Source organism: Arthrobacter sp. JDC6 (genome assembly GCF_056484025.1).
In genome coordinates this window covers 1,231,325-1,257,802 of the sequence record NZ_CM151278.1, presented here as the reverse complement: position 1 = coordinate 1,257,802, position 26,478 = coordinate 1,231,325, and the positions used below count along the sequence as shown (strand labels likewise).

The 26,478-nt window shown below is 63.8% G+C and carries 21 protein-coding genes and 1 tRNA gene; 4 read left to right on the top strand and 18 right to left on the bottom strand.

Features of this window, described 5'->3' with window-relative positions; all coding sequences use genetic code 11:
- Positions 1-57: 57 nt before the first annotated feature.
- Positions 58-1,494, top strand: a complete 1,437-nt coding sequence (locus ACV095_RS05865; protein WP_018769132.1) for a GH1 family beta-glucosidase — start codon at positions 58-60, stop codon at positions 1,492-1,494.
- A gap of 36 nt (positions 1,495-1,530) precedes the next feature.
- On the opposite strand, the gene ACV095_RS05860 is transcribed toward ACV095_RS05865, so the two are convergent.
- From ACV095_RS05860 to ACV095_RS05820, 9 genes are all read right to left on the bottom strand, one after another.
- Positions 1,531-2,781 (bottom strand): Nramp family divalent metal transporter, encoded by a 1,251-nt coding sequence (locus ACV095_RS05860; protein ID WP_026265740.1) that lies wholly within the window; start codon positions 2,779-2,781, stop codon positions 1,531-1,533.
- A gap of 109 nt (positions 2,782-2,890) precedes the next feature.
- Positions 2,891-3,016 carry a hypothetical protein gene (locus tag ACV095_RS05855; RefSeq protein ID WP_018769130.1) on the bottom strand — a complete coding sequence of 42 codons (126 nt, stop codon included), beginning with the start codon at positions 3,014-3,016 and terminating at the stop codon, positions 2,891-2,893.
- A 101-nt stretch (positions 3,017-3,117) separates the two neighbouring features.
- On the bottom strand, positions 3,118-4,308 hold the full coding sequence (gene tuf, locus ACV095_RS05850) for an elongation factor Tu (protein ID WP_013601835.1): 1,191 nt from the start codon (positions 4,306-4,308) through the stop codon (positions 3,118-3,120).
- Positions 4,309-4,565: 257 nt separating this feature from the next.
- Positions 4,566-6,680, bottom strand: a complete 2,115-nt coding sequence (fusA, locus tag ACV095_RS05845; protein ID WP_018769129.1) for an elongation factor G — start codon at positions 6,678-6,680, stop codon at positions 4,566-4,568.
- A 69-nt stretch (positions 6,681-6,749) separates the two neighbouring features.
- Positions 6,750-7,220, bottom strand: a complete 471-nt coding sequence (gene rpsG, locus ACV095_RS05840; RefSeq protein ID WP_003803829.1) for a 30S ribosomal protein S7 — start codon at positions 7,218-7,220, stop codon at positions 6,750-6,752.
- Between the two features lies 1 nt (position 7,221).
- Positions 7,222-7,596: a 30S ribosomal protein S12 gene (rpsL, locus tag ACV095_RS05835; RefSeq protein ID WP_009358312.1), complete on the bottom strand. Its 375-nt coding sequence runs from the start codon at positions 7,594-7,596 to the stop codon at positions 7,222-7,224.
- 384 nt (positions 7,597-7,980) lie between these two features.
- Positions 7,981-11,880 (bottom strand): DNA-directed RNA polymerase subunit beta', encoded by a 3,900-nt coding sequence (locus ACV095_RS05830; RefSeq protein WP_223992294.1) that lies wholly within the window; start codon positions 11,878-11,880, stop codon positions 7,981-7,983.
- Between the two features lie 103 nt (positions 11,881-11,983).
- Positions 11,984-15,493 carry a DNA-directed RNA polymerase subunit beta gene (gene rpoB, locus ACV095_RS05825; RefSeq protein WP_018769127.1) on the bottom strand — a complete coding sequence of 1,170 codons (3,510 nt, stop codon included), beginning with the start codon at positions 15,491-15,493 and terminating at the stop codon, positions 11,984-11,986.
- A gap of 309 nt (positions 15,494-15,802) precedes the next feature.
- Positions 15,803-16,294, bottom strand: coding sequence for a hypothetical protein (locus ACV095_RS05820; protein WP_478223099.1), 492 nt, complete (start codon positions 16,292-16,294; stop codon positions 15,803-15,805).
- 255 nt (positions 16,295-16,549) lie between these two features.
- Here ACV095_RS05820 and ACV095_RS05815 point away from each other — a divergent pair, with 255 nt between their 5' ends.
- Entirely contained in the window at positions 16,550-17,749 is a 1,200-nt protein-coding gene (locus tag ACV095_RS05815; RefSeq protein WP_478223098.1) for an acetyl-CoA C-acetyltransferase, read from the top strand.
- Positions 17,749-18,246 (top strand): aminoacyl-tRNA deacylase, encoded by a 498-nt coding sequence (locus ACV095_RS05810; RefSeq protein WP_018769124.1) that lies wholly within the window; start codon positions 17,749-17,751, stop codon positions 18,244-18,246. The genes ACV095_RS05815 and ACV095_RS05810 overlap by 1 nt, the downstream gene beginning before the upstream one ends.
- 72 nt (positions 18,247-18,318) lie before the next feature.
- On the opposite strand, the gene rplL is transcribed toward ACV095_RS05810, so the two are convergent.
- The 9 genes from rplL to ACV095_RS05765 all read right to left on the bottom strand — a co-directional run bounded on the left by rplL (position 18,319) and on the right by ACV095_RS05765 (position 24,829).
- Complete coding sequence (gene rplL / locus ACV095_RS05805) at positions 18,319-18,696, bottom strand: 50S ribosomal protein L7/L12 (protein ID WP_018769123.1); 378 nt, start codon at positions 18,694-18,696, stop codon at positions 18,319-18,321.
- A gap of 78 nt (positions 18,697-18,774) precedes the next feature.
- On the bottom strand, positions 18,775-19,356 hold the full coding sequence (gene rplJ / locus ACV095_RS05800) for a 50S ribosomal protein L10 (protein WP_018769122.1): 582 nt from the start codon (positions 19,354-19,356) through the stop codon (positions 18,775-18,777).
- 297 nt (positions 19,357-19,653) lie between these two features.
- Entirely contained in the window at positions 19,654-20,772 is a 1,119-nt protein-coding gene (locus ACV095_RS05795) for a GNAT family N-acetyltransferase (RefSeq protein WP_478223097.1), read from the bottom strand.
- A 7-nt stretch (positions 20,773-20,779) separates the two neighbouring features.
- Complete coding sequence (locus tag ACV095_RS05790; protein WP_478223096.1) at positions 20,780-21,877, bottom strand: GNAT family N-acetyltransferase; 1,098 nt, start codon at positions 21,875-21,877, stop codon at positions 20,780-20,782.
- 132 nt (positions 21,878-22,009) lie between these two features.
- Complete coding sequence (gene rplA / locus ACV095_RS05785) at positions 22,010-22,717, bottom strand: 50S ribosomal protein L1 (protein WP_018769119.1); 708 nt, start codon at positions 22,715-22,717, stop codon at positions 22,010-22,012.
- Between the two features lie 178 nt (positions 22,718-22,895).
- Complete coding sequence (gene rplK, locus ACV095_RS05780) at positions 22,896-23,327, bottom strand: 50S ribosomal protein L11 (RefSeq protein ID WP_003803853.1); 432 nt, start codon at positions 23,325-23,327, stop codon at positions 22,896-22,898.
- A 128-nt stretch (positions 23,328-23,455) separates the two neighbouring features.
- Positions 23,456-24,274: a transcription termination/antitermination protein NusG gene (nusG, locus tag ACV095_RS05775; protein ID WP_018769118.1), complete on the bottom strand. Its 819-nt coding sequence runs from the start codon at positions 24,272-24,274 to the stop codon at positions 23,456-23,458.
- A gap of 115 nt (positions 24,275-24,389) precedes the next feature.
- Complete coding sequence (gene secE, locus ACV095_RS05770) at positions 24,390-24,674, bottom strand: preprotein translocase subunit SecE (protein ID WP_056388913.1); 285 nt, start codon at positions 24,672-24,674, stop codon at positions 24,390-24,392.
- Positions 24,675-24,756: 82 nt separating this feature from the next.
- Positions 24,757-24,829, bottom strand: a tRNA-Trp gene (locus tag ACV095_RS05765).
- A gap of 276 nt (positions 24,830-25,105) precedes the next feature.
- Here ACV095_RS05765 and ACV095_RS05760 point away from each other — a divergent pair.
- Positions 25,106-26,323 carry a pyridoxal phosphate-dependent aminotransferase gene (locus ACV095_RS05760; protein ID WP_018769116.1) on the top strand — a complete coding sequence of 406 codons (1,218 nt, stop codon included), beginning with the start codon at positions 25,106-25,108 and terminating at the stop codon, positions 26,321-26,323.
- The last annotated feature ends 155 nt before the right edge of the window (positions 26,324-26,478 follow it).

Below are 26,478 nucleotides of genomic sequence, written 5' to 3'. Positions count from 1 at the left end.
GTACGTGCTGGTCACCGGCCATTGCCGCGGACCCGAACGCGCTGGATGATAGGGAGCATGACCCTGGAAGGCACTGAATCGGTGACCGAACTGGCCGGACGCGTTCCGCCGTCGTTCACGCTTGGCGTCGCGGCGGCGGCGTTCCAAATTGAAGGCGCACTTAAGGCCGGGGGCCGTGGGCCATCGGGGTGGGATGCCTTTGCGGAGAAGCCCGGCGCCATCCAGGACGGACACTCCCCCGCCGTGGCCTGCGACCATTACAACAGGTTGCCGGAGGATGTGGCGCTGCTCAAGGAACTGGGCGTTGACTCATACCGGTTCTCGCTGTCCTGGCCACGCATCCAGCCGGATGGCCAGGGCGGCTTCAATCCCGAGGGCCTGGACTTTTACGACCGGCTGATCGACCAACTCCTTGAGGCCGGCATCTCCCCCATGGCAACGCTCTACCACTGGGACACCCCGTTGCCCCTGGAACACCGCGGCGGCTGGCTGAACCGTGACACCGCGGAGCGGTTTGGCGAGTATGCCAGGGCTGCCGGCGAGCGGTTCGGCGACCGTGTGGCGCAGTGGGTCACCCTCAACGAACCGGTCTCGGTCACCCTGAACGGCTATGCCCTTGGAGTGCACGCACCGGGGCGCCGGTTGATGTTTGACGCCCTTCCCGCCATCCATCACCAGCTCCTGGCGCACGGGCTCGGCGTGCAGGCACTGCGGGCGGCCGGCGTGGCGGGCGGCATCGGCCTGACCAACCTGCATTCCCCCGTCAGGCCCGCCACCAGGAAGCTTGGCGACCGGCTGGTGGCCCATCTCTACGACCTGCTCATGAACAGGATCTATGCCGACCCCGTCCTGCTGGGCCAATACCCCTCGCTGCCGCTGTACGCTAAGCCCTGGCTGCGATCAATCGGGAGGATTTCCGATGCGGACCTCCGGACCATCCACCAGCCGCTGGACTTCTACGGACTGAACTACTACTTCCCCGTCAAGGTGGCCCTGGGGCCGGGCATCACTCCCCTGCCTGCGGATATGCACAAGCAACTCGCCAAGCTGCCCTTCCACGAGGTTGGCTACTCCGAGTTCGACAGCACAGGATTCGGCTGGCCCGTGGCACCTGACCATCTGGGAATCCTGCTGCGGGAAATGCGGGACCGGTACGGAGCGGCCCTCCCCCCGGTGTACATCACCGAGGGCGGTGCCAGCTTCCCCGAACCCGACCGTATCGCCGGCACACTGGAAGACACCGACCGCGTGGAGTACCTTGCCGCACATCTGACGGCAGCGCTTGACGCCACCGCCCCCGGCGGCCACGCCGAGGGCGTGGATCTCCGGGGCTACTACGTCTGGACGCTGATGGACAACTTTGAGTGGGCGGCCGGCTACTCACAGCGTTTTGGGCTGGTGCACGTGGACTTCGAGACACTGGAGCGGACGCCCAAGCGGTCCTTCTACTGGTACCAGGCGTTGTCCAGGGCACGGCGCCACCGGCCACATTAGTGGCGCGCCACCGGCACTGTAGCGGCGGCCGCGGGTTCAGCCGTGTCCCAACACCGTGAGGAAGATCAGCACGCAGTTCAAGCCCACGATCAGGGTGGCGCTGGTCCACCCGGCGATCTTGAGCGGCTTTGAATCGGCATGGATGCCCATCACCTTGCGGCTGCCGGTGAGCCGGATCAGGGGGATCAGCGCGAACGGGATGCCGAAACTCAGGAGGACTTGGCTCAGGACCAACGCCAGCGTCGGTTCAATCCCTGCGCCCAGGACCGCCAGCGCGGGAATCAGGGTGACGGTCCGCCGGACCAGCAGGGGAATCCGCACCTTGAGGAGGCCGCCCATGATGGTGGCCCCGGCGTAGCATCCCACCGAGGTGGACGCCAGGCCGGAGGCCAGCAGGCCCACAGCGAAAACGACGCCGATCACAGGGCCCAGTGCGGACGTCACGGCAGCGTGCGCGCCGGCTATGGTGTCAGTACCCTCCACGCCGCGAAGGCTGGAGGCAGCCAGCAGCAGCATGGCAATGTTGACGACGCCGGCGAGCAGCAGAGCGCCGGCGACATCCACGCGCGTGGTTCGGATCAGCCGGGTCCTGACCGCCGGATCTTCCGAGAATCCGTGGCGGTCGCGGGCAAGGGCGGAATGCAGGTAGATGGCATGCGGCATAACCGTGGCCCCGAGCATGCTCGCCGCGAGCAGCACGGTGTCGGTTCCCTCGAACCGGGGCACCAGTCCGGCCAGGGCGCCGCCGGCGTCAGGCGGTGCGACGAAGAGGCCCGAAACGAACCCGACAGCAATGACGCCCAGCAGGGTAAGAATGGCAAATTCGAAGGATTTCTGGCTGCGGTGCGACTGGAGCGCCAGCAGCAGCATCGACGCCAGGCCGATAATGACGCCGCCGGTCAGCAGGGGCAGGCCGAACAACAGGTTCAGTGCCACTGCCCCACCGATAACCTCGGCCATGTCAGTGGCCCCGGCAACGATCTCGGCCTGCACCCAATAGGCGCGGCGGCGCCGCGTGCCCAGGCGCTTCCCAAGGATTTCGGGCAGGCTCATGCCGGTGGCGAGCCCCAGCTTGGCTGACTGGTACTGGATCAGTACGGCCATGCCATTGGCTGCAACGAGGACCCAGACCAGGAGGTAGCCGAAGCTGGCGCCGGCGGTCAGGTTGGCGGCGACATTTCCCGGGTCGACGTAGGCAATGGCAGCAACGAATGCCGGCCCGAGCAGGAGCAGGCGGGACCAGATCCTGGGGGTGGCGGATTCCGCCGTCATTGTTGAAACAGCCATTGCGTGTCCTCGTCGTTGCGGGCGTCGATATGACGAGGATACCCCGAATTTAGGTATACCGAAAAGTAGGAGTAAGGAATACCGGCAGATCGGTGTTCTGCCGCTGTTGCTACTGGTTTTTGTTTGCCCTGTTGATCCGCTTGGCCCGGTCAATCTCGCGCCGGAAGTACTTCCTGGTCCAGAACACCCCGGCTACAACGGCAACCGCGATGATCAGGAAAATAAGCCATCCCATGATGAACTCCTTTCAGTGGTGCAACAGTACCAGTGGCCCCTTAACGAAAAAGGACAGCCCCGCTGCTACTGCAGCGGGGCTGTCCTTCAGGTCAGCAAGTACTACTTGATGATCTTGGTAACACGTCCCGAACCAACGGTGCGGCCGCCTTCGCGAATTGCGAAGCCGAGGCCCTCTTCCATAGCGATCGGCTGGATGAGCGCAACGGTCATCTCAGTGTTGTCGCCAGGCATAACCATTTCCGTGCCCTCGGGCAGGGTGATAACGCCGGTTACGTCCGTGGTGCGGAAGTAGAACTGCGGGCGGTAGTTGGAGTAGAACGGGTTGTGACGTCCGCCTTCGTCCTTGGAGAGGATGTAGACGTTGGCCTCGAAGTCGGTGTGCGGGGTGATGGAACCCGGCTTGACGACAACCTGGCCACGCTCGACATCGTCGCGCTTCAGACCGCGGAGCAGGAGGCCACAGTTCTCGCCGGCCCATGCTTCGTCGAGCTGCTTGTGGAACATCTCGATACCGGTAACCGTGGTCTTCTGGACCGGGCGGATGCCGACGATCTCGACCTCGGAGTTGATGGCGAGGGTTCCACGCTCGGCGCGGCCCGTAACAACGGTGCCACGACCGGTGATGGTGAAGACGTCCTCGATCGGCATCAGGAACGGCTTGTCGCGGTCACGTACGGGGTCCGGAACGGACTCGTCCACAGCAGCCATCAGGTCCTCAACGGACTTGACCCACTCGGGGTCGCCTTCCAGGGCCTTCAGGCCGGAAACGCGGACAACCGGAGCGTTGTCGCCATCGAAGCCCTGCGAGCTCAGGAGCTCACGAACTTCCATTTCGACGAGGTCGAGGAGTTCCTCGTCCTCAACCATGTCAGCCTTGTTCAGCGCGACCAGCAGGTAGGGAACACCAACCTGGCGGGCGAGCAGAACGTGCTCGCGGGTCTGAGCCATCGGGCCGTCGGTAGCGGCAACCACGAGGATTGCGCCGTCCATCTGGGCAGCACCGGTGATCATGTTCTTGATGTAGTCAGCGTGGCCGGGGGCGTCAACGTGTGCGTAGTGACGCTTCTCGGTCTGGTACTCCACGTGGGAGATGTTGATGGTAATACCGCGCTGACGCTCTTCGGGTGCAGAGTCAATCGACGCGAAGTCACGCTTCTCGTTGAGATCCGGGTACTTGTCGTACAGCACCTTGGAAATGGCGGCCGTCAGCGTCGTCTTACCGTGGTCAACGTGACCAATGGTGCCGATGTTGACGTGCGGCTTAGTCCGCTCGAACTTTGCCTTTGCCACAGGTTCCTCCTAGAACGTTTTCAAATAGCTTGCCCTCCAGCCGCGCTTATCGCGGTAGAACTCAGGCAAGTCTACTTGGGGGGCTTTGGATTGGTGAAATTGCAGATTCAGGAACTAATACTAATCCCCTGAGCCTGTTCGTGCAGGGGCCGGACCGGCTTGCCGGATAAATCCGGCCGGCCCGGCCACCTGCACCGGCTGCGCTGTCCGCTGGCGGACTGCCCAACCGAGGTGTTCGCTTTGAAAGTCCGGAAGGACTACTCGCCGCGGGACTTCTGGATGATCTCGTCGGCAACTGCCTTCGGGACCTCGGCGTAGCTGTTGAACGTCATGGAGTACACAGCGCGGCCCTGGGTCTTGGAGCGCAGGTCACCGATGTAGCCGAACATGCCGGACAGCGGAACGTGCGCACGGATGACCTTGACGCCCTGTGCATCTTCCATGGACTGCATCTGGCCACGGCGGGAGTTGAGGTCACCGATAACTTCACCCATGTATTCCTCAGGGGTGCGGACCTCGACATCCATCAGTGGTTCGAGCAGAACCGGGTTCGCCTTGCGTGCAGCTTCCTTGAAAGCCATACGGCCGGCGATCTTGAACGCCATTTCCGAAGAGTCAACATCGTGGTACGCGCCGTCAATCAGCGTGGCCTTGATGCCTACAACCGGGTAGCCGGCCAGGACGCCGTCGTTCAGCGCATCCTGGATGCCCGCGTCAACGGACGGGATGTACTCGCGCGGAACGCGGCCACCGGTGACCTTGTTCTCGAACTCGTACAGCTCGCCTTCGGCGGTGTCCAGCGGCTCGATGGCAATCTGGATCTTTGCGAACTGGCCCGAACCACCGGTCTGCTTCTTGTGCGTGTAGTCGTGGCGTTCGACGGCGCGCTTGATGGTTTCGCGGTAGGCAACCTGGGGCTTGCCCACGTTTGCCTCGACCTTGAACTCGCGGCGCATGCGGTCCACCAGGATGTCCAGGTGGAGCTCGCCCATGCCGGCGATGATGGTCTGGCCGGTGTCTTCGTTGAGGGACACCTGGAAGGTGGGGTCCTCAGCGGAGAGCTTCTGGATGGCCGTGGAGAGCTTCTCCTGGTCACCCTTGGTGTTCGGCTCGATGGCAACCGAGATCACGGGCTCCGGGAAGCTCATGGACTCGAGCACGATCTGGTTGTTGGCATCACACAGGGTGTCACCCGTGGTGGTGTCCTTCAGGCCAATGGCTGCGTAGATGTGGCCTGCGGTAGCGCCCTCAACGGGCATTTCCTTGTTGGCGTGCATCTGGAACAGCTTGCCGATGCGCTCCTTCTTGCCCTTGGTGGAATTGACCACCTGGGCGCCTGCTTCCACGTGACCGGAGTACACGCGGATGAAGGTGAGCTGGCCGAAGAACGGGTGCGCAGCAATCTTGAACGCCAGAGCCGAGAAAGGCTCTTCCGATGAAGGCTTGCGGGTCAGTTCCTTCTCTTCGTCGCGAGGATCGTGGCCGACCATCGGGGGGACGTCGAGCGGGTTCGGCAGGTAGTCCACAACTGCGTCGAGCATGGGCTGAACGCCACGGTTCTTGAAGGCGGAACCGCAGAAGATCGGGTACAGCTCGGAGTTGATGGTCATCTTGCGGATGCCGGCCTTGAGCTCGTCGATCGAGATCTCTTCACCCTCGAGGTACTTGTCCATGAGTTCCTCGGAGGACTCAGCGACAGTCTCAACGAGGGTCGCGCGGTATTCCTCAGCCTTTTCCTGGAGGTCAGCCGGGATCTCGCGGATCTCGTACTTGGCACCCATGGTCACGTCACCCTTGGCATCGCCGGGCCACACCAGGGCGCGCATGTAGAGCAGGTCAACGACGCCGATGAAGTCGTTCTCGGCACCGATGGGCAGCTGCATGACCAGCGGCTTGGCACCGAGGCGGCTGATGATGGTGTCTACGGTGAAGTAGAAGTCAGCACCGAGCTTGTCCATCTTGTTGACGAAGCAGATACGCGGAACGTTGTACTTGTCAGCCTGGCGCCAAACAGTCTCGGACTGCGGCTCAACGCCTTCCTTGCCATCGAAGACGGCGACTGCACCGTCGAGGACGCGCAGGGAGCGCTCAACCTCAACCGTGAAGTCAACGTGGCCGGGGGTGTCGATGATGTTGATCTGGTTGTTTTCCCAGAAGCAGGTCACGGCGGCAGACGTGATGGTGATGCCGCGTTCCTTTTCCTGTTCCATCCAGTCGGTGGTCGAAGCGCCGTCGTGCGTTTCGCCGATCTTGTGGTTCACACCCGTGTAGAACAGGATGCGCTCGGTGGTGGTGGTCTTGCCGGCATCAATATGGGCCATGATGCCGATGTTGCGGACCTTACTAAGGTCGGTAAGCACGTCCTGTGCCACGGGGTCTCCTTTTGGGATGGACTACGCGTTCGCCGCCGGCTCTGTTGAGCCGGCGGCGTCCGGGGAGTATTACCAGCGGTAGTGTGCGAAGGCCTTGTTGGACTCGGCCATCTTGTGGGTGTCTTCGCGACGCTTCACAGCGGCACCGAGACCGTTGGACGCATCCAGGATTTCGTTCTGGAGACGCTCGGTCATCGTCTTCTCGCGGCGGGCCTTGGAGTAGCCAACCAGCCAGCGCAGGGCGAGTGCGGTGGAGCGGCCGGGCTTGACCTCAACCGGAACCTGGTAGGTGGCGCCACCGACACGGCGGGAGCGGACCTCGAGGGAAGGCTTGACGTTGTCCATCGCCTTCTTGAGTGCTGCTACGGGGTCGCCGCCGGACTTGGCGCGTGCGCCTTCGAGTGCACCGTAGACAATGCGCTCTGCCGTGGACTTCTTGCCGTCAACGAGCACCTTGTTGATGAGCTGGGTTACCAGCGGGGAACCGTATACCGGATCCGAAACGAGCGGCCGCTTGGGGGCCGGACCCTTGCGAGGCATATTACTTCTTCTCCATCTTTGCGCCGTAGCGGCTGCGGGCCTGCTTACGGTTCTTCACACCCTGGGTATCGAGGGCGCCACGGACGATCTTGTAGCGGACACCCGGGAGGTCCTTCACACGACCACCGCGAACGAGCACAATGGAGTGCTCCTGCAGGTTGTGGCCAACACCGGGGATGTAGGCGGTAACTTCCACGCCGCCGTTGAGGCGCACACGTGCCACCTTACGCAGAGCCGAGTTCGGCTTCTTCGGGGTGGTGGTGTAGACGCGGGTGCAGACACCGCGGCGCATGGGGCTGCCCTTAAGCGCGGGAGCCTTGGTCTTTGAGACCTTAGGCGTGCGGCCCTTGCGGACCAGCTGGTTAATCGTAGGCACTCTCGTGTTCTCCGTTTTATCCGGAGTGGCTGTTTCCGGCCACTCTCCTGTTGCGTTGCCCCGCCGCCCGGGCCTTGAAGAAGATCTCCAGGGCGGCGAAGGCGAAGCCTTAATAGTCGGATCGCATTCCCGGGGGCGACTGGCGTCGGACAAGTCCCTAGGCATGCAAAAATGTGGCATACGTTGCACAAGAACCCTGCAAACCGGAAACGTCGCTCTGGTCCAGCTTTTCAGCTGATACCGGCGCTCTCATCCACTGCCACAATAACAATTGGTAACAAGTCTAGCACGGACAGGCTCCATGCCTTAATCGGGGGGTTAAAGCGGATGGTCCCCCACCTTTCGGTGCGGGACCATCCCCTCGTAAGGCTCTACCGGAGTTGGTTACCGGAAGTCGTTGCCCAGGTCGTAGTCATCCAGCGGGATGGCGTGGAACTCGGGAGCTCCGTCACCGCCCAGGGTGTCGTACGAGAAGTCACTGAATGCGCTGGGGCCGGTGAACAGGTTGGCCTTTGCTTCCTCAGTGGGCTCGACGGTGACCTCGGTGTAGCGCGGGAGGCCCGTGCCGGCCGGGATCAGCTTACCGATGATGACATTCTCCTTCAGGCCCAGCAGCGGATCGCTCTTGCCTTCCATGGCCGCCTGCGTCAGGACGCGGGTGGTCTCCTGGAAGGAAGCTGCGGACAACCAGGACTCGGTGGCCAGCGACGCCTTGGTGATGCCCATGAGCTCCGGACGTCCGGAAGCCGGAGTCTTGCCCTCGGACACAACGCGGCGGTTCGCTTCCTCAAACCGGCTGCGCTCGGCGAGCTCGCCGGGCAGCAGGTCCGATTCGCCGGACTCGATGACCGTGACGCGGCGCAGCATCTGGCGGACGATAACCTCGACGTGCTTGTCGTGGATACCGATGCCCTGGCTGCGGTACACGCCCTGGACCTCGTCCACCAGGAACTTCTGTGCCGCACGCGGACCCATGATGCGCAGGACCTGCTTGGGGTCCACCGGGCCGTTGATCAGCTTCTGTCCGACGGAGACGTGGTCGCCGTCTTCGATCAGCAGGCGTGAACGGCGCAGGACCGGGTAAGCGATCTCTTCCGTTCCGTCGTCCGGGGTGATGACCAGGCGCATCTGGCGCTCGGACTCTTCGATGGTGATGCGGCCGGCTGCTTCAGCAATCGGGGCGACACCCTTCGGAGTACGGGCTTCGAAGAGCTCCTGGATACGGGGCAGACCCTGGGTGATGTCGTCGCCACCACCGGCGGAAACTGCACCACCGGTGTGGAACGTACGCATGGTCAGCTGGGTACCGGGTTCACCGATGGACTGTGCGGCGATGATGCCCACGGCCTCGCCGATGTCCACGGTCTTGCCGGTGGCCAGCGAACGGCCGTAGCACAGGGCGCAGGTGCCCACGCTGGACTCACAGGTGAGCACGGAACGGACCTTGACCTCAGTGATGCCTGCCTTGAAGAGCTCGGCGATGACGACGTCGCCGCAGTCGGTGCCGGCGGCTGCGAGGACGTTGCCCTCGGAGTCAACGACGTCGACGGCCAGCGTACGTGCGTAGGCGCTGTTCTCGACGTTCTCGTCCAGGACGAGCTCACCGTTGGAGTCGGCGACGGCGATGGGCGTGACCAGGCCACGCTCGGTGCCGCAGTCTTCTTCGCGGACGATGACGTCCTGGGAGACGTCCACCAGACGACGGGTCAGGTAACCCGAGTTGGCGGTACGCAGAGCGGTATCGGCCAGGCCCTTACGGGCGCCGTGGGTGGCGATGAAGTATTCCAGCACCGACAGGCCCTCACGGTAGGAGGACTTGATAGGGCGCGGGATGATCTCACCCTTCGGGTTGGCCACCAGGCCACGGATACCCGCGATCTGGCGGACCTGCATCCAGTTACCACGTGCACCTGAGGACACCATGCGGTTGATGGTGTTCATCGGGGACAGGCTTTCGCGCATCACCGAGGCGATGTCGTTGGTGGCCTTGTTCCAGATCTCGATCAGTTCCTGGCGGCGCTCGTCGTCGTCGATCAGGCCCTTGTCGTACTGGCCCTGGATCTTGGCGGCCCGCTCTTCGTACCCGGCAAGGATTTCCGGCTTGGCGGCCGGGACCTCGATGTCGGAGATGGCGACGGTGACGCCCGAACGGGTGGCCCAGTAGAAACCGGCATCCTTCAGGTTGTCCAGCGTTGCTGCGGTGACGACCTTCGGGTAGCGCTCGGCAAGGTCGTTGACGATGCGGGACAGTTCGCCCTTGTCGGCAACAGCCTCAACCCAGGGGTAGTCCTCGGGCAGGGTCTCGTTGAAGAGGACCTGGCCCAGGGAGGTCTGGACGAGTGCGGGCTGACCCGGCTCCCAGCCTTCCGGAGCTTCCCAGCCGGCGTAGGGCACGAAGCCTTCGAGGCGGATCTTGACCTGCGAGTTCAGGTGCAGCTCGCGGGCATCGAACGCCATGATGGCTTCCGAAACCGAACCGAAGATGCGGCCTTCGCCGGCTGAACCGACACGCTTTGTGGTCAGGTGGTAAAGGCCGATGATCATATCCTGCGAAGGCAGGGTGACCGGGCGTCCGTCGGAGGGCTTCAGGATGTTGTTCGAGGACAGCATCAGGATGCGGGCCTCAGCCTGCGCCTCGGGGCTCAGCGGCAGGTGCACTGCCATCTGGTCGCCGTCGAAGTCGGCGTTGAACGCGCCACAAACCAGCGGGTGAAGCTGGATTGCCTTGCCTTCGACAAGCTGCGGCTCGAACGCCTGGATGCCCAGGCGGTGCAGGGTAGGTGCACGGTTGAGCAGCACCGGGTGTTCGGTGATGATCTCTTCGAGCACGTCCCAGACCTGCGGGCGGTAGCGCTCCACCATCCGCTTGGCCGACTTGATGTTCTGGGCGTGGTTGAGGTCAACCAGGCGCTTCATCACGAACGGCTTGAAGAGCTCCAGGGCCATCTGCTTGGGCAGGCCGCACTGGTGCAGCTTCAGCTGCGGGCCGACGACGATGACCGAACGGCCGGAGTAGTCGACGCGCTTGCCGAGGAGGTTCTGGCGGAAACGGCCCTGCTTGCCCTTGAGCATGTCGCTCAGGGACTTCAGCGGACGGTTGCCCGGTCCGGTGACCGGACGGCCGCGGCGGCCGTTGTCGAAGAGGCTGTCAACAGCTTCCTGAAGCATGCGCTTCTCGTTGTTGACGATGATCTCCGGAGCACCCAGGTCAAGCAGGCGCTTGAGGCGGTTGTTGCGGTTGATCACGCGGCGGTAGAGGTCGTTGAGGTCGGAGGTCGCGAAGCGGCCACCGTCCAGCTGGACCATGGGGCGCAGTTCCGGCGGGATCACCGGGACGGCGTCGAGGACCATGCCAAGCGGGCTGTTGTTGGTGGTCAGGAACGCGTTGACCACCTTCAGGCGCTTGAGGGCGCGGGTCTTGCGCTGGCCCTTGCCGTTGGCGATGACGTCGCGCAGCAGGTCGGACTCGGCCTGCATGTCGAAGTTCTCAAGGCGCTTCTTGATGGCTTCGGCACCCATGGAGCCCTCGAAGTACATGCCGTAGCGGTCCCGCAGTTCGCGGTACAGGCCTTCGTCACCTTCGAGGTCGGCGACCTTCAGGTTCTTGAAGCGGTCCCAGACCTGCTCGAGGCGCTCGATGTCGGCGTCGGCACGCTTGCGCACGTTGGCCATCTGGCGGTCGGCGGAGTCGCGGGCCTTCTTCTTGTCGGCAGCCTTGGCGCCTTCGCCTTCGAGGCGTGCGATTTCGCCTTCGAGGTCGCGGGCGATCGCGGCGATGTCGGCATCGCGGTTGTCGATCAGCTGCTTCTTCTCGATGTCGTGCTCAACCTGCAGGTTGGGCAGTTCCTCGTGGCGGGCAGCTTCGTCGACGCTGGTGATCATGTAGGCGGCGAAGTAGATGACCTTTTCGAGGTCCTTCGGGGCCAGGTCAAGGAGGTAGCCCAGGCGGGACGGAACACCCTTGAAGTACCAGATGTGCGTGACGGGGGCGGCCAGTTCGATGTGGCCCATGCGCTCACGGCGGACCTTGGCGCGGGTGACTTCAACGCCACAGCGCTCACAGATGATGCCCTTGAAGCGCACACGCTTGTACTTGCCGCAGTAGCATTCCCAGTCCCGGGACGGGCCGAAGATCTTCTCGCAGAAGAGGCCGTCCTTCTCGGGCTTGAGCGTGCGGTAGTTGATGGTTTCCGGCTTCTTAACCTCGCCGTACGACCAGCCGCGGATGTCTTCCGCGGTGGCGAGGCCGATCTGCATGAGGCCGAAGGAGGATTCGCTGGACATATGGTCCCTGTTCTCTCTTGTTCTCTAAATTCTGAAGTCTTGGTGCGGGATGAGGGAGGGGGCGTACGACGGCGGGTGGTCACCCGCCGTCGCAAACCTCCTGCTAGACCTCTTCTACGGAGCTGGGCTCTGCGCGAGACAGATCGATGCCCAGTTCCTCCGCAGCCGTGAAGACTGCGTCATCAGAGTCACGCATTTCAATTGTGGTTCCGTCCGTGGAAAGGACTTCCACGTTCAGGCACAGCGACTGCATTTCCTTGATCAAGACCTTGAAGGATTCGGGAACGCCCGGCTCGGGGATGTTCTCGCCCTTGACGATTGCTTCGTAGACCTTCACACGACCGTGGATGTCATCCGACTTGATCGTGAGGAGTTCCTGGAGCGTGTAGGCGGCGCCGTAAGCTTCGAGCGCCCACACTTCCATTTCACCGAAGCGCTGGCCACCGAACTGTGCCTTACCACCCAGCGGCTGCTGCGTGATCATGGAGTACGGGCCGGTGGAGCGTGCGTGGATCTTGTCGTCCACCAGGTGGTGGAGCTTCAGGATGTACATGTAGCCGACCGAGATCGGATCCGGGAACGGCTCGCCGGAGCGGCCGTCAAACAGGCGGGTCTTGCCGGAGGAGTTGATCAGGCGCTCACCATCGCGGGTCACGTTGGTGGAATCCAGCAGGCCCGTGATTTCCTCTTCGCGGGCACCGTCGAACACCGGCGTTGCAACAGTGGTGGGACCACTCTCGCGCGGCAGGTTCGGCAGCTGCTTGACCCACTCCGGCTCGCCTTCGATCTTCCAACCGGTCTTGGCAACCCAGCCAAGGTGGGTTTCGAGCACCTGCCCCACGTTCATACGGCCCGGAACACCCAGCGGGTTCAGGACGATGTCAACGGGGGTGCCGTCTGCAAGGAAGGGCATGTCCTCAACGGGGAGGATCTTGGAGATAACACCCTTGTTGCCGTGGCGGCCGGCGAGCTTGTCGCCGTCGGTGATCTTGCGCTTGGCGGCCACGTAGACGCGGACCAGCTGGTTCACGCCCGGGGGCAGCTCGTCGTCGTTGTCGCGGTCGAAGACGCGGACGCCGATGACGGTGCCGGACTCGCCGTGGGGCACCTTCAGGGAGGTGTCGCGGACTTCGCGGGACTTCTCACCGAAGATGGCGCGCAGCAGGCGCTCTTCCGGGGTCAGTTCGGTTTCACCCTTCGGGGTGACCTTTCCAACCAGGATGTCCCCTGCTTCAACCTCGGCACCGATGTGGATGATGCCGCGCTCGTCCAGGCCTGCAAGGACTTCCTCGGACACGTTGGGGATGTCACGGGTGATCTCCTCGGCACCAAGCTTGGTGTCGCGGGCATCGATCTCGTGCTCCTCGATGTGGATGGAGGAAAGGACGTCCTCGGCAACGATGCGCTGCGAGAGGATGATGGCGTCCTCGAAGTTGTGGCCTTCCCATGACATGAATGCCACGAGCAGGTTCTTGCCCAGTGCGAGCTCCCCCTGGTCCGTTGCCGGGCCGTCGGCGATGATGCCGCCAACTTCCAGGCGCTGGCCTTCGTTCACCAGGACGCGGTGGTTGTAGCAGTTGCCCTGGTTGGAGCGGGCGAACTTGTTGATGCGGTAGTTGGTCTCGGTGCCGTCGTCGTTGAGCATGATGACGAGCTCGGCGGAAACCTCGGTGACCACACCGGCCTTCTTGGCGATGACAACGTCACCGGCGTCGACGGCGGCAGCGCGCTCCATGCCGGTGCCCACGAACGGAGCCTCGGAACGGACCAGCGGCACAGCCTGGCGCTGCATGTTGGCACCCATGAGTGCGCGGTTGGCGTCGTCGTGCTCCAGGAACGGGATCAGGGCGGTAGCCACGGACACCATCTGGCGCGGGGAGACGTCCATGAACTCAACGTCCGCGGCCGGAACCAGGACGGGCTCGCCCCCACCACCACGGGCACGGACCAGCACGGTGTCTTCAGCGAACTTGTTGTTCTCGTCCAGCGGCGCGTTGGCCTGGGCGATCAGGACCTCGGCCTCGTCGTCGGCTGTCAGGTACTGGACGTCGTCGGACACGACGCCGTCCTTGACCAGGCGGTACGGGGTTTCGATGAACCCGAACGGGTTGATGCGTCCGTAGGATGCCAGCGAACCGATCAGGCCGATGTTGGGGCCTTCAGGGGTTTCGATGGGGCACATACGTCCGTAGTGGGACGGGTGCACGTCACGGACTTCCATGCCGGCGCGGTCACGGGACAGACCACCGGGGCCAAGGGCCGACAGGCGGCGCTTGTGGGTCAGGCCCGAGAGCGGGTTGTTCTGGTCCATGAACTGCGACAGCTGGGAGGTTCCGAAGAACTCCTTGATGGCTGCGACCACGGGGCGGATGTTGATCAGGGTCTGCGGCGTGATGGCCTCGACGTCCTGGGTGGTCATACGCTCGCGGACAACGCGCTCCATGCGGGACAGGCCCGTGCGGACCTGGTTCTCGATGAGCTCGCCAACGGCGCGGATGCGGCGGTTGCCGAAGTGGTCGATGTCGTCGATTTCGACGCGCAGGTCCACTTCCTGGCCATCGCGGGTGCCCTTGATGGTCTTCTCGCCGGCGTGCAGCGCGACGAGGAACTTGATCATGGCAACGATGTCTTCAACGTGCAGGACAGAAGCTTCCTTGTCGCCAAGGGAGCGGTCGATGCCCAGCTTGCGGTTGATCTTGTAGCGGCCAACCTTGGCCAGATCGTAGCGCTTGGAGTTGAAGTACAGGTTGTCCAGCAGGGACTGGGCAGCCTCGACGGTGGGCGGCTCGCCCGGACGCAGCTTGCGGTAGATGTCCAGCAGGGCGTCTTCGCGGGTCTCGGTGGCGTCCTTCTCCAAGGTTGCCCGCATGGAGTCGTACTGGCCGAACTCTTCGAGGATCTGGCCTTCGGTCCAGCCAAGGGCCTTCAGCAGGACGGTGACGGACTGCTTGCGCTTGCGGTCGAGGCGGACACCGACCTGGTCGCGCTTGTCGATCTCGAGCTCAAACCAGGCACCGCGGGACGGGATGATCTTCGCGGTGAAGATGTCCTTGTCGCTGGTCTTGTCAGCGGCGCGCTCGAAGTAGGCGCCCGGGGAACGGACCAGCTGGGAGACGACGACACGCTCGGTGCCGTTGACGACAAAGGTGCCCTTCTCGGTCATCAGCGGGAAGTCACCCATGAACACGGTCTGCTGCTTGATTTCGCCCGTGTTGTTGTTCATGAACTCGGCCTTGACGTACAGCGGAGCCGAGTACGTTGCGTCCCGGTCCTTGCATTCGGCCATGGTGTACTTGGGGTCAGCGAACTCCGGATCGGAGAAGCTCAGGGACATAGTGCCCTGGAAATCCTCGATCGGGGAGATCTCTTCGAAGATGTCCGACAGGCCGGACGTGGTGGCGACGCTGAGATCGTTTTCTTCGACAGCCTTTGCCACGCGTGCCTGCCAGCGCTCATTGCCGACCAGCCAGTCAAAGCTGTCCGTCTGCAGGGCAAGCAGATTCGGAACGTCAAGAGGTTCGTGAATCTTTGCGAATGAGAGCCGGCGAGTGGCACCATCAGTGCTGTCGGCAGTGTTAGCGGTTTCGTTATTAGAGGTGCTCGAGGCGACCAAGAGGGATCCTTCCACAGACCTTCAGGCGTTTTCAGATCTCCCCCGCTGTGCACCCTGCGGAGTGACTCCGCAGCGCTACCATCCGGTTCCGCTATATGACCCGGGACCTGATACTGACTATGCTGTGACCGTTGTTACGGCACGTTGATTGCCAGCTGCCAGGCAAAGCCCACCGCTATATGAAGGCTGAAGGTAAACAGGGAAGACGCAAATATCTACGATACGGCAAAATAACCTACGTGTCTACCCCACATCCGGCCGGATTGCAAGCACCTGATTTTTGGGGAACCCTAGGGCGCCGCCCGGATGCTAGAGCCTGAGCGTGACGCCCGCCGCCGTGCAAGCCGCGGAGTTGGCGAAGACGGCGTCCCGCACCGCGTCCTGGGACTCCGGCGCCGGCTTGGCTCCGGCCTCCGCCGCGGATGAGTGGTCGATGGCCAGCAGGCTCAGGGAGGCAAACAGTCCCTGCAGATCCCCGGAGACAGTGTCCTTGGCGTCCTGGGCCTTCAGGTACACGTCCTCATAGCCCTTGGAGTCAGTGGGTGCAACAGCGGAGTAATCCGCCACCAGCCTGTTGAAGAGCTCGCAGGCTTCCCGGGTTCCGCCCGCCCTGGCACCCTGGCTTGCCGTGCCGCCGGTGGCCAGGGGGCTGCTGCCGGCCGCATCCCGGGTCTGCTCCGGCGATGCGGTCGACTGGACCGATTCCGCCGGCGCCGGGGTGGACACCGAGCAGGCTGCCATCATTCCGCCCACCAGCAAGGCGGTGGCTGCCGTGGCTGCCGCGATAGTTGTCGTCTTCACTGTGTCGCTCCGTCCGTCCCGGCTCCGGACCATCTGTCCCCCTGCAAAGCATGTGCCCCTGCAAAGCCTCGCCGTCCACCCTACGCAAGAGGCCGCCGTCGTGCACAACGCTGCCGATGGGTACCTCTCCCCTGCCGCGTGTGGAACGAACTGATTCAGGAATGCACATAGGGGTTCCAGCGTTTGAATAGTTGGGTGACCAGGGTCACGATAGCCTTGGTGGCTTACACCGGAACCGGACTGAAAGTGAAAACCATGGGCAACTCTCCCGACAACAGTGACGTTGTCATCCTCGGGGCAGCACGGACTCCGCAGGGCCGGATCAACGGCCAGCTCTCGAGTCTCACCGCCGTGGACCTTGGCGCCCACGCCATCAAAGCCGCACTGGAATCCAGCGGCGTCGGCACCGGCGACGTGGAGGCCGTGATCATGGGCCAGGTGCTTCAGGCCGGTGCGGGGCAGAATCCAGCGCGGCAGAGCGCCGTCGGCGCCGGCATCGGCTGGAACGTCCCCGCGGTCACAGTCAACAAGGTGTGTCTTTCAGGCCTGACGGCGGTGATCGACGCCGCCCGGATGATCCGTGCCGGCGAGGCCGCGGTGGTGGTGGCCGGCGGCCAGGAGTCGATGAGCCGCGCGCCGCACCTGCTCCCGGGGTCCCGCCAAGGATGGACGTACGGCTCCATCCAGGCGCTGGACGCTGCCGCCCATGACGGCTTGACCGATGCCTTCGACGGCCAGTCCATGGGCCTGTCCACGGAAACACGGAACCTCACGCTGGGCATTGACCGCACGTCGCAGGACAACGTTGCCGCCCAGTCCCACCAGCGCGCGGCGCTGGCGGCAAAGAACGGAACGTTCGACGGCGAGATCGCACCCATCAGGGTGAAGCAGCGCAAGGGCGAGCCCCTGGTGGTGGATTCCGACGAGGGCGTCCGCCCCAACACCTCGGTGGAGTCGCTGGCAGGCCTGCGCGCAGCGTTCGTCACCGATGGCACCATCACCGCCGGTAACTCCTCTCCCCTGTCCGACGGCGCCGCCGCCCTGGTGCTCGCATCCCGAGGCTACGCGGAGGAGAACGGGCTGGAGTACCTGGCCGTGGTGGGAAAGCCGGGACAGGTGGCCGGCCCTGACAACTCCCTGCATTCCCAGCCGTCAAACGCCATCATGAACGCCTTGGGCAAGGCCGGGTGGAGCACTGCGGACCTTGACTTCATCGAGATCAACGAGGCCTTCGGGTCCGTGGCGGTACAGTCCCTGAAGGACCTGGACTACCCCCTGGAAAAGTGCAACATACACGGCGGTGCCATCGCGCTGGGACATCCGATCGGGGCCTCGGGCGCACGGCTGGCGGCCCATGCGGCCCATGAGCTGAAACGGCGCGGAACGGGCAAAGCCGCCGTGTCCCTCTGCGGCGGGGGCGGGCAGGGCGAGGCCCTCCTGCTGTACCGCGACTGATGGCGGGCGCATCCGGAAACGGAACGGACGGCGTCGGACGGGAACGCTTCCTGGCCGACGCCGCGGCCCGCGGCCTGCAGGTTGACGTGGTGCAGCGCCCGGCAGCAAAGAGCCTCGAAGAGGCAGCCGGCATCCTGGGCATCAGCCCGGCCGACATCGTCAAATCCCTGGTGGTCAGGCACAAGGACGGCACCTTTTTGTTCGCCCTGGTCCCGGGCGACCGGCAGATCTCCTGGCCCAAGCTCCGCGCCCTGGTAGGCGTCAACAAGCTGTCCCTCCCGCCCGCCGCTGCCGCGCTGGAGGCAACCGGCTATGAGCGGGGCACCATCACTCCGCTGGGGAGCACCACCGCCTGGCCGGTCTATGCCGACGCCACGATCACTGGGCGACGGATCTCCATGGGGGCCGGCGCCCATGGCTACAGTGCGTTCGTTGACGCCGATGCCCTGACCGCAGCCCTGGACGCGGTTGTGGCGGATATCAGCGACCCCGCGTAACGCGGGAGACCCGTTTAAAGCAGGAAACCCCGCCCACCGGAGTGGACGGGGTTTCCTGAGGAAAAGGCGTTGTTACTTGAGGGTAACGGTGGCGCCTGCAGCCTCGAGCTGCTCCTTGGCCTTCTCGGCAGCTTCCTTGTTGGCGCCTTCGAGGACAGCCTTGGGGGCACCGTCAACCAGGTCCTTGGCTTCCTTGAGGCCGAGGGAGGTGATGGCGCGAACTTCCTTGATGACTGCGATCTTCTTGTCGCCGGCAGCTTCGAGGATGACGTCGAAGTCGGTCTTCTCTTCAACCTCTTCAGCAGCTCCGCCACCGGCGGGGCCGGCAACTGCAACAGCAGCGGCGGTAACTTCGAAGGTCTCTTCGAAGAGCTTGACGAACTCGGAGAGCTCGATGATGGTCAGTTCCTTGAAAGCTTCAATGAGCTCTTCGTTGCTGAGCTTCGCCATGGTAGGCGTCCTTCCTGTTGTGGTGTCCGCAATGGCGCATGGCCTGAGGGGCACCGGAGTCTGGTGGGGGTAAGAGAATCAGTTCTCTTCGGCAGCGGGAGCTTCAGCGGCAGCTTCAGCTTCAGCGGCGGGGGCTTCTTCAGCGGCGGGCGCTTCGGCAGCTGCCGGTGCACCGTTCTCTTCTTCAAGCTTGAGGCGCAGTGCGTCGATGATGCGTGCAGCTGCGGCGGCCGGTGCCTTGAGGACACCTGCAACCTTGGCGAGCTGCAGCTCACGGGACTCGAGGGCAGCAAGTGCGGCAACCTCGGTGGCGTCCAGGGCCTTGCCCTCGAAGTAACCGGTCTTGATGACCAGCTGCTTGTTGGCCTTGGCAAAATCCGTCAGGCTCTTGGCAGCGGCAACTGCGTCACCCTTGATGAACGCGATTGCAGTGGGGCCGGCAAGCTGGCCGTCGAATGCTTCGACGCCGGCTTCCTTGGCTGCAATGGCGGTCAGGGTGTTCTTGACGACCGCGAACTTGGTGTCCTGGCCGAGAGAAACACGCAGCTGCTTGAGCTGTGCAACGGTGAGCCCGCGGTATTCGGTCAGGACAGCGGCGTTCGATTCCTTGAAATCGTTAGTGATCTCAGCTACTGCTGAAACCTTGGTAGGCGTTGCCATAACCCTCCTTCCGGGGATAGTGCCGGTATTCGACGGTCCCCGCTCAAGAGAGCTAAAACTAAAAACGCCCCGCGCAGATGCACGGGGCTTGGCTCAACACGGCTGTACCGCGGAGCTTTGCTTCGTTCACCTGCGCCGGCCGCCCTGCGTTGAGGGTCCTTCGTCCGGAAAGCCACTGTGGTCCCCGGAGCACAACTGCAGAGTTGAGCCATGTTCAGGAGAGTGGATTTCCAACAACCGACGGTCTTTGGTACTCCCAGCTTACGCGAGGCGTTGCCGCTCCGCCAAATCGGGGGCTCAGCTGGTACTGGCGTGCAACGTGGGGAGCTCTTTTTGCCAGATCCCGGTGACGCCGGCCGTCTGGAAGCCGAGCTGCCTGTTGACGGTCAGGAGGTACCGGTTCTCCGGCGCGTTCCAGGTGTAGATGATGCGGGCGTCAGGAAACTGCTCGCTGAGCCGCTCCATGTTGGCCACCTTAATCAGCAGGCCCAGCTTGTTGCCGCGGTGTTCCTGCAGCACCAGGGTGTCGTCCTGGAACACGACGTCGGCCCGGTGCGCCAGCACGGTGATGGTGGTCAGTCCCACCAGGGCTCCGGTGGCGATGTGCTCGACGGCGGTGACCACCGTCCTGCGGCCCTGCGCGATGGCGACGTCCTCCGCCTCCCGCAGGATGCCGCCGTCGAACACCATCTCCTGCTCAACGGGCGCGTCCAGCGAGGGATCCAAATCGGCCCCGGCCTGGTTTTCCAGGACGGCCACGGCCTCCAGCCAGCGTTCCGGGCAGCGGTCGGTCCAGTAGTGCAGCCTGTACCTGCCGTTGTTTGCTTCGTCGGCCTCAGCCTGGAGGTCCGCCACCACCTTGCTGTCCAGCGGCAAGCGGCAGGAGCTGAACTGCTCGATGTGCTGCAGCGTGTATCCGGTCTTCTGCGCGAACTCCACTTCGCGGCTCTCCAGCGGCACGAACCCCTGGCCGGTACCGGGAACCAGCAGGGCCTGTTCAAACTCAGACAGGGACGCGCCGGGGTGGTTGGTGTCCACCAGGATCATGCTGCGCCCTTCCCCCCTTGCCAGTTGTTCGGCTGCCTCCAGCAGCCGCCGTCCCACGCCCTGCCGCTGGTACTCGGGGAGGATGTCCAAAGTGAGTTCGGCGAGGTCCAGGTGGTCAGTCAGCGGCAGTGCGATGTCCACCGTTCCCACAATGGTGCCATCCACCTTGGCCACGAGGATCAGCTGGCGCTCATACGGATCCGCGAACTCAAGCAGCTTCTCCAGTGGACCGTAAGCCAGATCGTCGCTGCCCCACGTGGCCATCCGCACCTCGCGGCCGACTTCGACGGCGGCAAGGAAGTCCGCTGCGTCGGGGGTGTCCAGTGAGTCGGGGATCCAAAGCTGCTCGATCTTTACGTCTATTGCCATTCGGGCATCATCCCAGCCGTTTCTGCCACTCACCTTCATAGCCAGCGGGCCTGAATCCAAGTGCGGTATTTATCGCCAGCATATGCTGGTTTTCGCTGGCATTCCATGTCAGGACCGAGCGCGCCCGGGGCCACTTTTCCTGTGCGCGGCGGAGGTTGGCCACCTTGACCAGCATGCCCAGCCGGTGGCCGCGGTGTTCCTCCGACACCAGGGTGTCCTGCTGGAGCAGCGACCCCGGCACCAGCGGCCGCCAGGTCAGGACGGTATAGGCCACCAGCTCACCGGTGCGGCGGTGCAGGGCCGCCGCCACGGATGAGTGCACGCCGCTCCTGGCCAGCGCCTGCTCGTCGTCCCGCACGCGGGCGGCGTCCCAGTCCTCGCGTTCCCAGTCCATCCCGGCGGTGGGCGCATCGGTGCTCATTTGTGCCCGCAGGGCGGCGTACCGGGCGATCAACGGGTCCGGACAGTGCACGTCCCAGGCCGTCAGCCGATAATCGCCGGCGTGGCTGAGGGCATCAGCCTCCAGCCGCGCCAGTAGTTGTCCCGGAACGGGGAGGTCGAGCCGGCTGGAACGCTCCAGCTGTTCCAGCCGGTACCCGGCGGACAGGGCGAAGGAGGTGGCCGGGTCAGCCAAAGGAAGTCCCCCGGCCCCCGACATGGCAGGTACCAGCGGACCCGCGTCATCCACCAGGCGGGCAGGGAGTTCAAAGTAGCCATCCAGCGACGTCCGGTTGTTGGCGCGGGCCACCTTCTCCGCGTGGTCAAGGAGCCGCCGCCCCAGCCCGCGCCGCCGGAAGGCCGGCGCCACCAGGACGTTGATCCCTGCCGTGGCGGTGTTCTCCCGCAGGGGCAGCGTCACCGAACACATGCCCACCGGTTCCTTGCCCAGCCGGGCGACAAAGAGGTGCCGCGCCTCGTATGCGGTGCCGCGCCAGTGTTCCACCTCCTCCGCGTAGGTGTAGCCACGGTCAAGGTCGCCCCATGTCTGCAGTTCGTGCGCTTCCCGCATTGACCGGCAGTCGTTGAAGTCCTGAAAGTCGCTGCCGCCCTCGGTTGACGGAGGAACAACGACGGCGGAAATCACCAGGGCGTTCGGCTGCGTCATTCCCCAAGCGTAGCCAGCCGTGGACGGCTGTCGAGGGTGCGCAAGCGGCGTTTAACGCCTGAAGGGACCGCCCGGCTGGTAGCCGGACGGTCCCTTCAGAAGTGCCGGAAGGCACGGGACGCTGCTGAGGATTTACGCCTCGGTGAGCACCTTGGTGACGTTGGGGTCAACGGAGATGCCCGGGCCGAACGTGGTGGCCACGGTGGCCTTCTGGATGTAGCGGCCCTTGGATGCGGACGGCTTGAGGCGAAGGACCTCTTCCAGTGCGGCTGCGTAGTTCTCGGCCAGCTTCACGGCGTCGAAGGAAACCTTGCCGATGATGAAGTGCAGGTTGGAGTGCTTGTCGACGCGGAAGTCGATCTTTCCACCCTTGATGTCGTTGACGGCTTTGGTGACGTCGGGGGTCACGGTGCCCGTCTTGGGGTTCGGCATCAGGTTACGCGGACCCAGGACCTTACCGAGGCGGCCAACCTTGCCCATGAGGTCAGGGGTGGCAACGGCGGCGTCGAAGTCCGTCCAGCCGGCGGCGATCTTTTCGATCAGGTCGTCGGAACCAACGAAGTCGGCGCCGGCTGCGATTGCGGCCTCAGCCTTGTCGCCCGTGGCGAAGACCAGGACGCGGGCCGTCTTACCGGTGCCGTGGGGCAGGTTGACGGTGCCGCGGACCATCTGGTCGGCCTTGCGGGGGTCAACGCCGAGGCGGAAGGCAACCTCAACCGTGGCGTCGAACTTGGACGGGTTGGTGTCCTTGGCCAGCGTTACTGCCTCGAACGGTGCGTAGTGCTTCTCCGCGTCGATCTTGGCGGCTGCTGCCTCATATGCTTTGCTGCGCTTTGCCATGCTGCTTATTTCTCCTTGTGCAGTTGTGGTCTGCGGACCGCGCTGGGCCCTGCCACAGTCGGTGATCCGGTTCGTTATCCGGCCCGGATGACCAACATTTCAATGTGTTTGGTGCCGGTGTCCCGGCGGTGCCGCCCGTCGTCGTCAACTACCTGACGCTGGACAGCGGGAAGGGTGGTTAGCCCTCGACGGTGATGCCCATGGAGCGGGCGGTGCCGGCGATGATCTTCGCTGCGCCTTCGAGGCTGGTGGCGTTGAGGTCTTCCATCTTGGTGGAGGCGATCTCGTTGACCTGGGCCTGGGTCAGCTTGGCAACCTTGACGGTGTGCGGGGTTGCTGAACCCTTGGCGACGCCTGCAGCCTTCTTGATGAGTTCTGCAGCCGGCGGGGTCTTGGTAATGAACGTGAAGGAACGGTCTTCGTAGACCGTGATTTCCACGGGGATGACGTTTCCGCGCTGGGCTTCCGTCGCAGCGTTGTACGCCTTGCAGAATTCCATGATGTTGACACCGTGCTGGCCAAGCGCAGGACCGATCGGCGGGGCCGGGTTGGCGGCACCTGCCTGGATCTGCAGCTTGATGAGGCCGGTGACCTTCTTCTTGGGAGCCAATGTAGGGTCCTTCTCTCAATAACGTCCTGGGGCACAGGAGCGTGCCTCAGGTTTTTGGCCGCCATGGCAAGGCGGCCGGCCGTTCCGGTGCAGCTAAGCGGGCGGCGCCGGGACGAATTCTAGGATTCTCAGATCTTGGTGACCTGGTTGAACGCCAGGGTGACGGGCGTTTCGCGCTCGAAGATGGAGACCAGCACCACGAGGGTCTGGGACTCGGGCTTGATCTCGGAGATCGTGGCGGGAAGGGTCTCGAAGGGACCTTCCTTGACGATGACGGATTCACCGACCTCGAAGTCGACGGCCACGGGAGCCTGGTTCTGCTTGTTGACCGGCTTGCCCTTCTCGGCCTGTTCCTCTTCGAAGACAGGGGCGAGCATGGAGAAGACCTCGTCAAGGCGCAGCGGGACCGGGTTGTGGGCGTTGCCCACGAATCCGGTGACGCCGGGGGTGTGGCGGACGGCGCCCCAGGAGGCGTCGGTCAGGTCCATGCGGACCAGGACGTAGCCGGGGATGCGGACGCGGTTGATCACCTTGCGCTGGGCGTTCTTGATCTCCACGACTTCTTCCATGGGCACCTGGATTTCGAAGATGTAATCTTCCATGTCCAGGGTCTGGATGCGGGTTTCAAGGTTGGCCTTCACGCGGTTTTCGTAACCTGCGTACGAGTGGATGACGTACCAGTCACCTTCCTGGCGGCGCAGCTTGGCCTTGAACTCCTCAGCGGGATCCACGGCTGCAGCTGCTGCCGCGGCGGCGAGGGCGTCGGCGGACTCGTCTTCCCCGTCAGCGTCTGATGCATCGCCTTCGGCAGCAACTACCACGTCGGAGGCGGCGTCGTCGGATTCGGGCGTGGAGGACTCAACCTCGGACTCTTCACCGGCTTCTGCCGTGACGTCCGGGGATTCTTCCAGCCCCGTCTCGGTTACCTCGAGCTCCTGCTCAGACACTTGGTCTCCTGCTTCCTCATTGCCTAACATGCCTATTTAAATGGCTCAATCCCGCACACCGGCGCATCCCTTCCGGTTTCCCGGATGGAACACGCGGCCTGCGGACTGTGCAGCCTTAGCTGTCCTTGGGGCCGGTACCGCCGAAGATCCAGCTGACAGCGGTTCCGAAACCAATGTCCAGCAGGCTGACGATGACCATCATGATGGCCACGAACACCAGCACCACGAGCGTGTAGTTGATCAGTTCCTTGCGGGTGGGGGCAACAACCTTCTTCAGTTCGCCGATAATCTGGCGGACAAAGAGTGCAATGCGGGCGAAGAAGTTTGCCTTGGCTTCCTTCTTAGCTGGGCGGCCCTTGGAGCTGCTGGCAGCTGTTTCGGTCACCTGGTCCTCGCTCATCTTTGCAATGGTGGATTACCCGGCCCTGATCAGAACCATGGTTGCTGCGCCTGCCCCGGGCTTTCGCCCGGAGCAGCTTGCGCAGGGCAGACAGGACTCGAACCTGCAACCTGCGGTTTTGGAGACCGCTGCGCTACCAATTGCGCCACTACCCTATGGAGTGAATTCCACTCTTTGACGACCCAACACCAGCTTGAACTGGGGCGCACGTCATCATCCGTGTTTCAACACCGGTGAACCAGTCTACGCAAGAACTTCGCGTAGGTAAAACCAGCCCGGCCCGGTCCGTCCGAAGTCCGGCCTGAAAGGTGCTGCGCAGGGCAGTCATAAATCAAAACCGGCTCCCCGGAGGGTCCGGTGAACAGCATAGAGTAGAACTCGTCGAATCCCACATTCCAGCCACCCGGCTGCAAGCGAAGAACGGACCTGCCATGTCTGCCGCCCGCGTTTCCCAACGCATTTCCGCAATTGCCGAATCCGCAACCCTGGCCGTCGATGCCAAGGCCAAGGCGCTGAAGGCAGCTGGCCGGCCCGTTATTGGCTTCGGCGCGGGTGAACCCGACTTCCCCACCCCGGACTACATCGTGCAGGCGGCCATCGAGGCTGCAGGGCAGCCCAAGTTCCACCGCTACTCCCCCGCCGGCGGCCTGCCCGAGCTGAAGAAGGCCATCGCCGAGAAGACCCTCCGCGATTCCGGCTACCAGGTGGACCCCTCCCAGGTCCTGGTCACCAACGGCGGCAAGCAGGCCGTCTACAACACCTTCGCCACCCTGGTGGATCCGGGCGACGAAGTCATCGTTCCCACCCCGTTCTGGACCACGTACCCGGAGGCCATCCGGCTCGCCGGCGGCGTCCCCGTGGAGGTTTTCGCCGGCCCCGAACAGGACTACCTGGTGACCGTCGAACAGCTCGAAGCAGCCGTGACGGACCGCACCAAGATCCTGCTGTTCGTCTCGCCGTCGAACCCCACCGGCGCCGTCTACTCCCCTGAGCAGGTGGCGGAAATCGGCAAGTGGGCCGCCGCCAAGGGCCTGTGGGTGGTCACGGACGAAATCTATGAGCACCTGACCTACGACGGCGTGCCGTTCACGTCGATCGCCACCGCGGCCCCCGAACTGGGCGACAAGGTGGTCATCCTCAACGGCGTTGCCAAGACGTACGCCATGACCGGGTGGCGCGTGGGCTGGATGATCGGCCCGGCCGACGTCATCAAGGCTGCCACCAACCTGCAGTCGCACGCCACCTCCAACGTGTCCAACATCATGCAGATCGCCGCCCTCGCCGCCGTGTCGGGTCCGCTGACCGCCGTGGACGAAATGAAGGTTGCGTTCGACCGCCGGCGCAAGGCGATCGTGGCAGGACTGAACGCGATCGACGGAGTGGAATGCCCGACGCCGAAGGGCGCCTTCTACGTGTACGCGGACGTCCGTGCCCTGCTGGGCAAGGAATTCCCGACCGCGTCCGGTACGGCCACGCCGCAGACCTCCGCGGAACTGGCCTCGCTCATCCTTGACGAGGTTGAGGTGGCAGTGGTTCCCGGCGAAGCCTTCGGCCCCTCGGGCTACCTGCGCCTGTCCTACGCCCTGGGCGACGACGACCTCGCCACGGGCGTCCAGCGCCTGCAGGACTTCCTGGGCAAGGCCCAGTAGTCGCTCCATCACCTTCCGCAGGAACAACCCAAACGCCCCATCACCTGGTGATGGGGCGTTTGGGTTTAAGGCGCAGGATCTGATGGGGCGTTTGGTTTTAAGGCCCGAAAGATGATGGGGCGTTTGGGTTTAAGGCGCAGGATCTGATGGGGCGT

Bases quoted from the DNA above. Each gene is read 5' to 3' on its own strand.
- ACV095_RS05865 (WP_018769132.1), top strand. From the start codon at position 58: ATGACCCTGGAAGGCACTGAATCGGTGACCGAACTGGCCGGACGCGTT.
- ACV095_RS05860 (WP_026265740.1), bottom strand. From the start codon at position 2,781: ATGGCTGTTTCAACAATGACGGCGGAATCCGCCACCCCCAGGATCTGG.
- ACV095_RS05855 (WP_018769130.1), bottom strand. From the start codon at position 3,016: ATGGGATGGCTTATTTTCCTGATCATCGCGGTTGCCGTTGTAGCCGGG.
- rpsG (WP_003803829.1), bottom strand. From the start codon at position 7,220: ATGCCTCGCAAGGGTCCGGCCCCCAAGCGGCCGCTCGTTTCGGATCCG.
- ACV095_RS05830 (WP_223992294.1), bottom strand. From the start codon at position 11,880: ATGTCCAGCGAATCCTCCTTCGGCCTCATGCAGATCGGCCTCGCCACC.
- ACV095_RS05815 (WP_478223098.1), top strand. From the start codon at position 16,550: ATGGGCAACTCTCCCGACAACAGTGACGTTGTCATCCTCGGGGCAGCA.
- ACV095_RS05810 (WP_018769124.1), top strand. From the start codon at position 17,749: ATGGCGGGCGCATCCGGAAACGGAACGGACGGCGTCGGACGGGAACGC.
- rplL (WP_018769123.1), bottom strand. From the start codon at position 18,696: ATGGCGAAGCTCAGCAACGAAGAGCTCATTGAAGCTTTCAAGGAACTG.
- rplJ (WP_018769122.1), bottom strand. From the start codon at position 19,356: ATGGCAACGCCTACCAAGGTTTCAGCAGTAGCTGAGATCACTAACGAT.
- ACV095_RS05795 (WP_478223097.1), bottom strand. From the start codon at position 20,772: ATGGCAATAGACGTAAAGATCGAGCAGCTTTGGATCCCCGACTCACTG.
- ACV095_RS05790 (WP_478223096.1), bottom strand. From the start codon at position 21,877: ATGACGCAGCCGAACGCCCTGGTGATTTCCGCCGTCGTTGTTCCTCCG.
- rplA (WP_018769119.1), bottom strand. From the start codon at position 22,717: ATGGCAAAGCGCAGCAAAGCATATGAGGCAGCAGCCGCCAAGATCGAC.
- secE (WP_056388913.1), bottom strand. From the start codon at position 24,674: ATGAGCGAGGACCAGGTGACCGAAACAGCTGCCAGCAGCTCCAAGGGC.
- ACV095_RS05760 (WP_018769116.1), top strand. From the start codon at position 25,106: ATGTCTGCCGCCCGCGTTTCCCAACGCATTTCCGCAATTGCCGAATCC.